Genomic DNA, 12,454 nt, shown 5'->3' on the forward strand with positions numbered 1-12,454 from the left:
TATAGATGTTTGATTTTGATGATGGTTATTTCTTTTTGAACGTTTATTTTAGTAAACGCACTTCGTAAATTGCAGGTGTCCATTCCGTTCCGTCAGGGATGAAACGTATCGGACAGCTACCTATATTCAGTTTTTGAGGCAGGACATAAGAAAGGGTGATAAAGCCATCTTTATCTGCTTCACGGATCGTCGGATTAACAGCCAACTTTTCATTATTCAGTAGAATAGCTACTTTGTTACGGTCATCTTTCCGTATGGTGACCAGTATGCGGCTTGCTTCCTCTTTTACTTTCAGTTGATAGCCGAACCAACCTTTGGCACGACGGAAGTGCCGGTCTGTGTTCGTTCCGGTTTCTGCCTGCTCATATTGGATGCCATGGTCGGATTCCGGCTGCTGTTCGCCGGGGAAGATAAGATCAATGGTTTGATTAGCTAATTCGGTTGCTTTTCGTTCAGCCGTTGCCATTTCTTCCTGAATGGCTTTGAACTGCTCTTCGCTTGTCTGCCGGAAATAAACGGCATAGCGGGAATTATGCAGGCGGAAGAAGGGAACAAGCTCCAATGCTTTGCCTTGTGCAGGGTAAACATCTCCGTTGTAGCTGAAAGCGATCCGGCTGCCTTGTTCTTTGTGAAGAGACTTACGGATGGAATCGGGATTTCCTATCAACATCGGAACTTCCTGTAATGGAATTTGTTTGCCATGAGCGATATGTCCGCCACGACTATCATCGGCATATAAACCATCGAGGTGTTCAGTGCCCGTGGAAGCTGCAAGAACGATAGGACCGTATAAGAAAGCATAATAATCTTTCTTGTCGGGAATCTGTTCCATGTTGACTTTCATCGGTAAGTTGAAAGTAACGATATCTCCTTTCTTCCATTTGCGGGAGAGAGGGAGATACTGATTACCTTTTGCCATAATGAATATTTTTCTTTTCCCATTGATGCTGATGCTATAGCCTTTGGATTGATTAGCCCATTCCGGAATACGTATCATTAAAGTACGTTTTTTCTGGGGCGCTTCATCTATTCGCAAAGTTACCTTACCGTCGTCAGGGAATCGGGTTTCCTGTGTCAAAGTTACGCCTTGCTCTTTCCAGGTCAGTTGTGAAGGGATGAAGAGATTGATATAAAGCGTATCTTTCTGATGTGCATAAATAAATTCACCGTATTTGGTATGATTCTCCAAGCCAGAACCGACACAGCACCACATGGATGTTTCCGGTTGTGAGTACACACGATAGTGTCCCGGGCGCATGGGAGTGAAATAGACAAATCCACCCTTATTCGGTTCCTGCGATGCAAGAATGTGATTGTAAAGCGCACGTTCGTAATAGTTTACGTAGTTGGGATCAGGCTCCTGTGTATTGTTGGGATTGTGAGAATTCTGGTAAAGCATTTTAGTAAGACGGAGCATGTTGTAAGTATTACAGGTTTCCGGTCCTTGAACGTCGTTCAGCATGGACGTGAAGTTATCCGCCGGGTGGAAATGTTCACGGACACTATTTCCTCCGATGCAGACGGAACGGTGATTGACTACCGTATTCCAAAAGAAACGGGCGGCATGATCCCATTCAGCAGCATGATTCCAACTCTTGTCATCTTGCGAAAGTTCGGCTATTCGTTTGTAACCGATCACTTTGGGAATCTGTGTGTTGGCGTGCATACCTGTCAGCTTGTCTTCATCTTTGATAAGCGGGTCGAGGATAAGTTTGTGGGAGAAACGGCGGGCCAGTTCCAGATATTTCTTGTCGCTTGTGATTTCAGCCACATCAGCGAAAGTCTCATTTAATCCGCCATGTTCGCTACGAAGCATATCCTGCATTTGTTCGTCGCTCAAACCGGAAGTGATGTCAATCATCCAGTCTGTAAGGTCAATCAGCATTTGACGTGCCAGATCGCTTCCTGCATACAAGTAAGCGTCCCGTAATCCTGCATACGTTTTATGTATATTGTATAGAGGTACCCATTTGCCGTTAAGGTCGAAACCTCCGGCACGGATCTTTCCAGCTTTTATTTCTTCCCAAAGTTGGAGGCTTCCCGGAGTTCCTCCGATGAATCCTGTACCTACAACTTGCTGTGCATGATGCAACTCATTCAGTATATAGTGGAGGCGGTTGTAGACAGCAGTATCTCCGGTAGCGGCATACATCATGGAGAGGGCGGATAGATAATGTCCGCCGATATGTCCGTCCAATCCGGTATTTTCCCAGTTGGTATAGCCGGGAGCTTTAGGTTGTAAACCTGCTTCGCGTAGAAAAGGAGCGAGCAGACGGTCGGGGTTTAAGGCAAGTATATAATGTAAATCAGTCTGTTGGGCTTGCAGGAACGGGCTATCCAATAGTTTTACATTCTGTAAAGGGAAGTAAGACACCTGTGGAGCATTTTGTGCTTTAGCCAGTGAGGCGGACAGGACAAGGCCAAGTATGAACGAGGTGGTTTTCATGGTAATAGTCTCCCCTTTTCCCTCTCCCAAAGAGGAGAGGGGTGGGGATAGTTAATGTTAATATTTAGTGAGAATTGGTTCTTGCTAAACAGCGATTTGTCGGCAATTTCTTGATGAATATATAACAAGGAATTGCCAATTGTCAACTATTTAAATTTGACCGCTGCCTCTTCGATGGGCAATCCTGCCTTGTAGTTTTCGATGTATGTATTAAAACCGGCTACATCTTCGGGTGTGGGTGATACCTCGACACCGGCATCTCCGACAAATACACTTTCATCCAGGAAGTCGGCAAGAGATTGTTTCTTTTCGTTGTTCACGAGATAAGAACCTAACAAGGCAATTCCCCAGGCACCACCTTCACCGGCTGTTTCCATCACCGAAATAGGCGAGTTGATAGCTGCTGCAAGGATTCTTTGACCTACTCCCTTTGTTCTGAACAGTCCTCCGTGACCTGTAATTCTATCCACTTTGATTTTTTCTTCGTTGAACAGGATATCATTACCAATCTTGAGAACACCTACTGAAGCATATAGGTGAGTCCGCATAAAGTTGGCCAAATTGAACTTGTCATTGGCAGAACGTACAAATAACGGTCTTCCGTCCGCAAGTCCTGTTACAGGTTCGCCTGAAATATAGTTGTATGAAAGGAGACCTCCGCAATCTGTGTCACCGGTAAGTGCGATATGGTAGAGTTTACTATAGATTTCATCCATATTTACAGGTATGCCCAGAAGTTCCTGATATTCCTTAAACAGGTTGACCCATGCATTGAGATCAGAAGTACAGTTATTGCAATGTACCATGGCTACGAGGCTTCCGTCAGGAGTTGTGACCATGTCGATCATTTCGTATGGCTTGGACAAGTCTTTCTCCAATACAATCATAGAGAATGAAGAAGTACCTGCCGATACATTTCCGGTACGCTGTTTCACAGCATTGGTTGCAACCATACCGGTGCCGGCATCTCCTTCCGGAGGACAAACGGGTATTCCTGCTTTCAAATGACCCGATACGTCGAGCTTTTTACTACCTTCCGGTGTGAGGACACCTGCATTTTCACCTGCCGATAATACTTTAGGCAGAATATCCTGCAGCTTCCAGCTATATTCTTTCGGAGCAATCAGCTTATCGAACTTAGCCACCATTTCGGCAGAATAGTTGTTAGTAGTCGGATCTATAGGAAGCATACCCGATGCATCACCTATTCCCAACACCTTTTTGCCTGTGATCTGCCAATGCACATAACCTGCCAGAGTGGTCAAGAAGTCAATCTCATTCACATGTGCTTCGTTGTCCAAAATAGCCTGATACAAGTGGGAAATGCTCCAACGTAGAGGGATATTATAGACAAATAGTTCGGACAAAATAGCCGCTGCGCGGCCTGTATTGGTGTTTCTCCAAGTGCGGAAAGGCACGAGGATTTCTTCTTTTTTGTTGAATGGCATATAACCATGCATCATAGCGCTGACACCGATGGCAGCCAGCGTCTCGATCTCTATGCCGTATGCGTTCTTTACGTTCGTACGAAGATCGGCATAGCAATCTTGCAGCCCTGACCAGATGGCTTCAATGCTATACGTCCAAAGTCCGTCAACTAACTGGTTTTCCCAAGTGTGGCTACCTTGAGCAATAGGCTTGTTTTCCTGGTCAATCAAGACAGCTTTTATTCGTGTTGAACCGAGTTCTATGCCAAGAATAGCTTTACCTGCCTCGATGGTTGATTTTGCATCTAATTTCATGTTGAAATCAATATTTTAAGGTTTAGCAAAGTGCTTTATTCAACATGTAATAAACTTCGTTCATGCGCAGTTCTTTCTTGAAACAGCTGATTGTAGTATCCTTGTTGATATGTACCATTTCGATACCTGCGATTTCAGCATAATCTTCCCAATATTCTGCTGTCAGGTCGTAAGAGAAGCAAGAGTGGTGAGTTCCACCAGCCAGAATCCATGCACCTGCACCTACTTCAAGGTTTGGCATCGGAATCCAGAGAGCAGAAGCAACCGGCAACTTAGGCAGCGGTTTCGGCTCGATACATTCTACGTCGTTCACGATCAGACGGAAACGGTTACCCATATCTACAACAGTAGCAGTGCAGCCAGTACCGACTTTTGAAGTGAAGACCAGACGTGCAGTCTGACTCTTGCGGATACCTATACCGAGGAAGTGTACTTCCAGACGAGGTTTGTTGGCAGCGATAAGCGGACAGATTTCCAACATGTGTGACTGAAGGATAGAGCTGTTTGCACCATCGAAGTTCAGAGTGTAATCTTCCAGGAATGAGCAGCCTTTAGGAAGTCCCTGATTCATTACCCATACAGTGCGGTAAAGAGCAGCCGATTTCCAGTCACCCTCAGCACCGAATCCGTAACCTTCCGCCATCAGACGTTGTGAGGCAAGACCCGGGATTTGATCGAAACCATTGTATTCAATGTCGCCCAAATCGTCGAAGTTGGTAGTAAACCCTTTCGCACCTTTAGCTTTCAGGATAGCACGCATAGCCAGTTCAGCCTTGGCAGCATTCCATACTTTCTGGTAAGCTTCAGTTGATTTATCTTCCAAAGAAGCATCGTGATCGTACTCCTTGAAGTAAGTAGCTACCAATGCATCTACATCTTCATTTTTGATATCTTTGTGATATTCCATCAATTCGCTTACCGGACAGTAATCTACGTGGTAACCCATACGCTGTTCAGCTTCCACTTTATCACCATCGGTTACAGCTACGTTGTTCATCTGGTCGCCGAAACGGATAATCAGCATATCCTGTGAATCTGCCCAACCGGCACAAACACGCATCCAAACGGCAATCTTATGCAAAGTCTCTTCTTCTTTCCAGTAACCTACCACCACTTTACGACGGATACGCATACGGGTACAGATATGTCCGAATTCGCGGTCACCGTGAGCAGACTGGTTCAGATTCATGAAGTCCATGTCCATGGTATCCCAAGGAATTTCCTTGTTGAATTGAGTATGTAGGTGCAACAAAGGTTTCTTCAACTGTTGCAAACCGTGAATCCACATTTTAGCAGGGGAGAACGTATGCATCCAAGTGATAACACCGACACACTTTTCGTCATTGTTGGCTGCTTTGAAAACAGCTTCCACTTCTTTAGAAGAATTAGCTGTTCCTTTGTATACCACCTTTACAGGAAGTTTACCGGATTCGTTCAATCCGTTAACCATTTCATTAGAGTGTGCATCTACTGCGATTACTGCGTCACCTCCGTACAAAAGCTGTGCTCCTGTTACGAACCATACTTCATATTGATCAAATACGTTATTCATCATGTTATAGTTTAAATTTATAATTTTTAATTGTTTTACTGTCCATAATAAGCATTCGGGCCATGCTTGCGGCTGAAATGTTTCTCTATCAGCAGCGGATTCATTGTTAAATTGGGATTTACCGCATAAGCGATACTTGCCATTTTAGCTACCTGTTCCATAACCACAGCATTGTGTACGGCGTCGTATGCGTCTTTTCCCCAAGAGAAAGGACCATGATTTTTCACCAATACTCCCGGTGTATGTACAGGGTTCAAGCCTTCAAAACGTTTCACTATTACATTACCGGTTTCCAGCTCGTAAGCACCTTTCACTTCCGCTTCCGTCATATCCGCTGTGCAGGGAATGGCATCATGGAAGTAATCTGCATGAGTGGTTCCGATATTCGGAATGTCACATCCGGCTTGTGCCCATGCTGTTGCATAGGTAGAGTGTGTATGTACCACTCCTCCGATTTCCGGAAATGCTTTGTAAAGCACTACGTGAGTAGGGGTGTCTGAAGATGGCTTCAGCCGTCCTTCAACGACCTTGCCATCCAGATCCACTACTACCATATCTTCGGCTTTCATGTCATCATAACTTACACCACTGGGTTTGATTACTACCAATCCGCTTTCACGGTCAATGGCAGAAACATTTCCCCAGGTAAAGATGACTAATCCATGCTTTACCAGTTCGAGATTGGCATGAAATACTTTTTCTTTTAGTTCTTCCAGCATAATGATTAGATTTTAAATTTCGGGTCTTTGCGGTAAGCCTTGCCGTTGAACTTATACAAGGCAGCGCCGCGTTTAGAACTTAGTTTATCAATTTTATCAGTTTTCTCTATATAATCCATTTCAGCCACTCTTTTACGGAAGTTCCGTTTATCCATCGTCTCACCATAAATGGCCTCATATAGACTTTGCAGTTGAGTCAACGTAAAGAGTTTCGGAAGCAGATTGAATCCGATAGGTTCCACGGACGCTTTCTGTTTCATCAGTTCCTGTGCCTTCTCCACCATTTCAGGATGGTCGAAAATAAGTGGGGGAAGCTCGTTTATTTTCACCCAGTGAGCATTGTGTTTCCGAACCAGATTCAGATCATATTTATTGATGTTGATTAACGCGTAATAAGCCACAGAGATTACCCGTTCACCCGGATCGCGGTCAATCGCTCCGAAGGTTCCCACCTGTTCCATATAAACGTTTTCCAGTCCGGTGAGCTCATGCAATACACGTTTGGCGGCATCGTCCACACTTTCATCTTTCTGCACGAATCCTCCCATCAGAGACCATTCACCCATTGCCGGCTCAAAGTTTCTCTTCAACAGGAGCAGGCTGATTTCCCCTTCGGAGAAACCGAAGATGATACAGTCGATGCCGACATAGAAAGTCGGATTTGAGCTATAATAATTGTTCATTGTTGTCGTAGTGAATTATTTAATTACCAGAAATACCAGTAGAAAGCGGCTGTAATAGACAGGATTATTACAGTATGAATAATATCCCAGTGATCCCAGCTGACACGAGTAGCCGCTTTTTGTTCTTTAGTAGCTGTACCGAATACCAGTCCCTGAATCTTTTCTGCTGTCGGGGCCTTTGTTGTTAGACTAACTACGATTACTACAATCATACAGAATAGGAACATCCATCCGCAGAAGAACAGCCAGTTCATATCATAAAACAAATATTTGAATGTAGAATCAGCCACTTCACCCGCGTTGCTATAGTATACTTTAGCACCCAGACGCGTCAAGCCGATGACCATACCGGAAATCAGTCCCCACATACCACCTTGAGCAGAAGTACGTTTCCAGCAGACCCCCAGTAAAAACGCAGCAGCGATACCTGGAGCCAGGACTGACTGAACATCCTGCAAATAGGTGTAAAGTACATCACCTACACTACGCATGATAGGAATCCAAAGAATACCTAAAATAACGATTACAACTGTTGCAACCTGGCCGATACCAACCAGTTTCTTTTCCGGAGTTTCCGGTCTGAAACGCTTGTAGAAGTCGATAGTGAACAACATGGCCGATGAGTTGAACAAAGAGGCAAGAGAACTCATCAAAGCGGCAAGAATACCACATACTACCAGACCTTTTACCCCGGCAGGAAGTAATTTGGCAACCAATGTCGGGAAAGCGGCATCGGCATTTGCAGTTCCATTAGCCAGCATCGGAAGGAAACCCTCACCACCGGCACCGATATATTTCTGGTGCAATGCAAATGCAATCATACCCGGAATCAAGAAAAGGAATACAGGTAACAGTTTCAGGTAAGCTCCGAAGATAGTACCACGGCGAGCTTCTTTCTCATTCTTTCCTGAAAGTACACGCTGCACAATAAACTGGTCAGTACACCAGTACCAGAATCCGATGATAGCTGAACCGATCAAAGCACCCAACCATGGGAAGTTTGCATCATCATTGCTACGAATCAGGTTGGTCATGGTATCACCATAATCATTTACGGTCACAGCACCACAGACTCTCATCATTTCGTCCCATCCGCCTAGTTCTTTGAAACCAAGCACAAGGATAATTAAGGAGCCTAACAATAGGATTGGAGTTTGAAGAACAGAAGTATAAAGAACGGATTTCATACCTCCGAAGATGGTATAAATTGCGGTCAACACTACCAGACCGATAGCTGCAATCCAGAAGAAATCAATTCCCCAAAGTTCTTTGATGCCGAATACCTGCTGGAACACCAGACCACCGGCATATACAGTTACGGCTACTTTGGTCAAGACATAACTAACCAGAGAGATTACAGACAAGATAGTACGTGATTGAGGATTATAGCGGCGTTCCAGGAATTCCGGCATCGTATATACCATGCTTCGTGAATAGAAAGGCACGAACACCCATCCCAGAATCAAAATCATCCATCCTTGAATTTCCCAGTGAGCCATAGCCATACCACTGGATGCTCCGGCTCCTGCCAGTCCGATCAAGTGCTCCGAGCCAATGTTCGATGCGAAGATAGAGGCACCGATCGCAAGCCATGTTGCGTCACGTCCACCTAAGAAATAATCTGCCGAGTCATTTTGTTTTTGTCTGACTACCCAAACAATAATACCAATCAGAGCCAGAAAAAAGACTCCGATTACTAGCCAATCTAATGCTTCCACGATAAAAATGATTTATGAGTTAATATTATCTCTCTACAGAGAATTTGAAAATACATTCGCTGTTGTAAGTTTGTCCCGGTTCCAGAACAACAGACGGCCAGTCTGCCTTGTTAGGGCTGTCAGGATAGTGTTGTGTTTCCAGACAAACGGAAGCACGTTGGTTGTAAACGATACCTTTCTTGCCGGTTACGGTTCCATCGAGGAAGTTACCTGTATAAACCTGTATACCCGGTTCGTTGGTATATACTTCCAGAGTAATGCCGCTTTCGGGTGAAGTAAGTTTGGCGGCTGCTTGAGAAAGATCTCCCTTAGTGTTCAATACCCAGTTATGATCATATCCGTTTCCATTCTTTAATTGAACGAAATCATAGTTATTGATTTCCTTACCCACGGCTTTCGGAGTAGTAAAGTCCATCGGAGTGTCTTTAACCGGAGCAATTTCGCCTGTAGTCATAAAGGTGCTGTCTACCGGAGTATAGTAGTCTGCATTCACATACATGATATGGTCGGTTGAAATTTTAGACGGATCACCGGAAAGATTGAAATAAGAGTGGTTGGTCATGTTGATGATCGTCTTTTTATCAGTAGTTGCGCTATATTTGATGTCGATAGCGTTGTCATCAGTCAGTTTGTAAGTCACTTTAGCTGTTACGTTGCCCGGGAAATTAGCATCTCCATCCGGTGAAATACGAGTCAGCTCCAGTGTTGTCGGATCGATAAGATTGGCTTCATAAACCTGGTATTGCCAGCCTTTCGGACCTCCGTGCAGACAGTGTCCGTAATTGTTTTGTGGTAACTGGATCGTATCGCCATCCAATACAAAACGTCCCTGGTTGATACGGTTTGCATAGCGTCCGATAGAAGCGCCAAAGTCGCTGGGAATATTGATATAATCAGCAATGCTGTCAAAACCTAAAACTACATCCTGCATCTGACCGTTCTTGTCGGGTACCATGATAGACACGATACGTCCTCCGAAGTTAGTGATGCATACTTCCATGCCTGCCTTATTCTTTAGTGTGTAAAGAGCTGTTTGGGCATTATTCACTTCTGTTTGAAATTTTACCGGATCAAGACCGGACAAGGTCAGCTCGGAAGCCGGTTTGTTATTGCACGCAGCCAGCATCAGCACGGCAATTCCTGCAAGTAGAAAATGTTTTTTCATGGTTTTATTTTTAATGTAAATGAGATGCTTATCTTATTTTGGGTGTAAAAGTAACACTTTTGTTTGGTGTATCAAATACACTCTTATATGTTATGCAGCATAAATGGTATGTTTTATAATTTTTTCCACACCTTATTATATATATAAATATACGCTTTCCTGCAGTTCATATTTGTATTATATGATTGTAATAAATAGGTGTTTTTTTATCTGATTTCGTATTATAAATACGGATACCAGATGGAAATTTGTGCAAATGAATGGAATTTGATCCTTTTTGACCGATAAACACCTGTTTATGATAAAATCGGGTACGCGGAAAATTGAGAATCTGATTATCTTTGCATTTTAACTATATATAATTTTTTATTGAGAACCATGAGAAGATACACAAATTTATTGGCAGTATTAGCCTTGTTTACTAACCTTGCACTTCATGCGCAAACCAATGAGTTGGTGATACAAACGAAGAAGCTGGGAGCGGAAATCCAACCTACTATGTACGGACTCTTTTTTGAGGACATCAACTATGCTGCTGATGGCGGATTATACGCGGAACTGGTAAAGAACCGCTCGTTCGAGTTCCCCCAGCATCTGATGGGATGGAATACCTATGGCAAAGTGACACTGATGGATGACGGACCTTTTGAACGTAATCCGCATTATGTACGCCTTTCCGATCCGGGACACGGACACAAACATACCGGCCTGGATAACGAAGGCTTTTTCGGTATTGGCGTCAAGAAAGGAGAGGAGTATCGCTTTTCTGTTTGGGCGCGTTTGCCGCAAGGAAGTACGAAAGAAACATTGAGGATCGAACTTGTCGATACTAAATCAATGGGTGAACGTCAGGCTTTTGCCGCAGAGAATCTGACGATTGACTCCAACGAATGGAAAAAGTATCAAGTCATCTTGAAGTCCGGCATTACCCATCCAAAATCCGTACTCCGCATTTTCCTTACTTCTAAAGGAACGGTTGATTTGGAGCACGTTTCTCTTTTCCCGGTCAATACCTGGAAAGGACATGAAAATGGTCTTCGCAAAGATTTAGCACAAGCATTGGCGGATATTCATCCCGGAGTCTTCCGCTTCCCCGGTGGTTGTATCGTAGAAGGTACTGACCTCAATACCCGTTATGACTGGAAAAAATCGGTAGGTCCCGTAGAAAACCGCCCTTTGAATGAGAACCGTTGGCAATATACCTTTACCCATCGTTTCTTCCCGGATTATTATCAGAGCTATGGATTAGGATTCTACGAATACTTCCTGTTGTCCGAAGAAATGGGTGCAGCGCCTCTTCCGATTCTGAATTGCGGTCTTTCCTGTCAATATCAGAATAATGATTCGAAAGCTCACGTTGCAGTTTGTGATCTGGATAGCTATATTCAGGATGCACTCGATTTGATAGAATTTGCCAATGGTGACGTCAATACTACATGGGGGAAGGTACGTGCCGATATGGGACATCCTGCTCCATTTAATCTGCAGTTTATCGGTATCGGTAACGAACAATGGGGAAAAGAATATCCCGAACGTCTTGAACCGTTTATCAAAGCCATTCGTAAGGCTCATCCGGAAATCAAAATCGTAGGTAGCTCCGGTCCGAATTCCGAAGGAAAAGAGTTTGATTATTTGTGGCCTGAAATGAAACGTCTGAAAGCTGATTTGGTGGATGAACACTTCTATCGTCCTGAAAGTTGGTTTCTGACACAAGGCGCACGCTATGACAACTATGACCGTAAAGGTCCGAAAGTGTTTGCCGGAGAATATGCCTGCCACGGAAAAGGCAAAAAATGGAATCATTACCATGCTGCTCTGCTTGAAGCTGCTTTTATGACAGGGCTGGAACGTAACGCTGACATCGTACACATGGCTACTTATGCTCCTCTTTTCGCTCACGTAGAAGGATGGCAATGGCGTCCGGATATGATTTGGTTTGATAACCTGAATTCCGTGCGTACTACAAGCTATTATGTACAGCAGTTGTTTGCACATAACAAAGGAACTAACGTGCTTCCGCTTACCATGAATAAGAAAAATGTAACAGGAGCTGAAGGGCAAAACGGACTCTTTGCCAGTGCTGTTTATGATAAGGATAAGAATGAATTGATTGTTAAGGTGGTTAACACTTCCGCCACGGCCCAACCGATTTCATTGAACTTTGAAGGTTTGAAAAAACAGGATGTACTTTCCGACGGCCGTTGCATCAAACTTCATTCGCTTGATCTTGACAAGGATAACACGCTTGAACAACCTTCCGCCATCACTCCACAGGAAACTCCGGTATCGATTGAAGGCAACGTGTTTGTTACCGAACTGGAACCGACTACATTTGCTGTTTATAAATTTAAGAAGAAATAAATAGATGTGTTAGCTCAGAATACCAAGTAATAGGTTTTAAATTTTTGTTAATTGTAAAAGTAAGGGCG

Annotated in this window: 8 protein-coding genes; 1 reads left to right on the forward strand and 7 read right to left on the reverse strand. The window is 44.0% G+C overall.

What is annotated here, in order from left to right:
- Positions 1 to 43: 43 nt before the first annotated feature.
- From I2I13_RS06060 to I2I13_RS06090, 7 genes are all read right to left on the reverse strand, one after another.
- A complete protein-coding gene (locus I2I13_RS06060; protein WP_195649087.1) occupies positions 44 to 2,446 on the reverse strand; it encodes a glycoside hydrolase family 127 protein in 2,403 nt (800 codons plus the stop codon).
- Positions 2,447 to 2,592: 146 nt separating this feature from the next.
- Positions 2,593 to 4,188 (reverse strand): xylulokinase, encoded by a 1,596-nt coding sequence (locus tag I2I13_RS06065; RefSeq protein ID WP_195649088.1) that lies wholly within the window; start codon positions 4,186 to 4,188, stop codon positions 2,593 to 2,595.
- 22 nt (positions 4,189 to 4,210) lie between these two features.
- On the reverse strand, positions 4,211 to 5,740 hold the full coding sequence (araA, locus tag I2I13_RS06070) for an L-arabinose isomerase (RefSeq protein ID WP_148366378.1): 1,530 nt from the start codon (positions 5,738 to 5,740) through the stop codon (positions 4,211 to 4,213).
- 35 nt (positions 5,741 to 5,775) lie between these two features.
- The gene (locus I2I13_RS06075) at positions 5,776 to 6,459 is read right to left on the reverse strand and encodes an L-ribulose-5-phosphate 4-epimerase (RefSeq protein ID WP_074556460.1); all 684 of its coding nucleotides are present in this window, start codon (positions 6,457 to 6,459) and stop codon (positions 5,776 to 5,778) included.
- A 5-nt stretch (positions 6,460 to 6,464) separates the two neighbouring features.
- Positions 6,465 to 7,142: an NUDIX domain-containing protein gene (locus I2I13_RS06080; RefSeq protein ID WP_074556461.1), complete on the reverse strand. Its 678-nt coding sequence runs from the start codon at positions 7,140 to 7,142 to the stop codon at positions 6,465 to 6,467.
- A 23-nt stretch (positions 7,143 to 7,165) separates the two neighbouring features.
- The gene (locus I2I13_RS06085; RefSeq protein WP_148366266.1) at positions 7,166 to 8,860 is read right to left on the reverse strand and encodes a sodium:solute symporter; all 1,695 of its coding nucleotides are present in this window, start codon (positions 8,858 to 8,860) and stop codon (positions 7,166 to 7,168) included.
- A 25-nt stretch (positions 8,861 to 8,885) separates the two neighbouring features.
- Positions 8,886 to 10,025: an aldose epimerase family protein gene (locus I2I13_RS06090; protein WP_148366267.1), complete on the reverse strand. Its 1,140-nt coding sequence runs from the start codon at positions 10,023 to 10,025 to the stop codon at positions 8,886 to 8,888.
- A gap of 378 nt (positions 10,026 to 10,403) precedes the next feature.
- On the opposite strand from I2I13_RS06090, the gene I2I13_RS06095 reads away from it, so the two are divergent.
- Positions 10,404 to 12,386, forward strand: a complete 1,983-nt coding sequence (locus I2I13_RS06095) for an alpha-L-arabinofuranosidase C-terminal domain-containing protein (protein WP_195649089.1) — start codon at positions 10,404 to 10,406, stop codon at positions 12,384 to 12,386.
- The last annotated feature ends 68 nt before the right edge of the window (positions 12,387 to 12,454 follow it).

The sequence above is a fragment of the Bacteroides sp. D55t1_190419_B8 genome, assembly GCF_015558905.1.
Classification (GTDB): Bacteria; Bacteroidota; Bacteroidia; order Bacteroidales; family Bacteroidaceae; genus Bacteroides; species Bacteroides vicugnae.

Coding starts and splice junctions, on each gene's coding strand:
- I2I13_RS06060 (WP_195649087.1), bottom strand. CDS start 2,446: ATGAAAACCACCTCGTTCATACTTGGCCTTGTCCTGTCCGCCTCACTG.
- I2I13_RS06065 (WP_195649088.1), bottom strand. CDS start 4,188: ATGAAATTAGATGCAAAATCAACCATCGAGGCAGGTAAAGCTATTCTT.
- araA (WP_148366378.1), bottom strand. CDS start 5,740: ATGAATAACGTATTTGATCAATATGAAGTATGGTTCGTAACAGGAGCA.
- I2I13_RS06075 (WP_074556460.1), bottom strand. CDS start 6,459: ATGCTGGAAGAACTAAAAGAAAAAGTATTTCATGCCAATCTCGAACTG.
- I2I13_RS06080 (WP_074556461.1), bottom strand. CDS start 7,142: ATGAACAATTATTATAGCTCAAATCCGACTTTCTATGTCGGCATCGAC.
- I2I13_RS06090 (WP_148366267.1), bottom strand. CDS start 10,025: ATGAAAAAACATTTTCTACTTGCAGGAATTGCCGTGCTGATGCTGGCT.
- I2I13_RS06095 (WP_195649089.1), top strand. CDS start 10,404: ATGAGAAGATACACAAATTTATTGGCAGTATTAGCCTTGTTTACTAAC.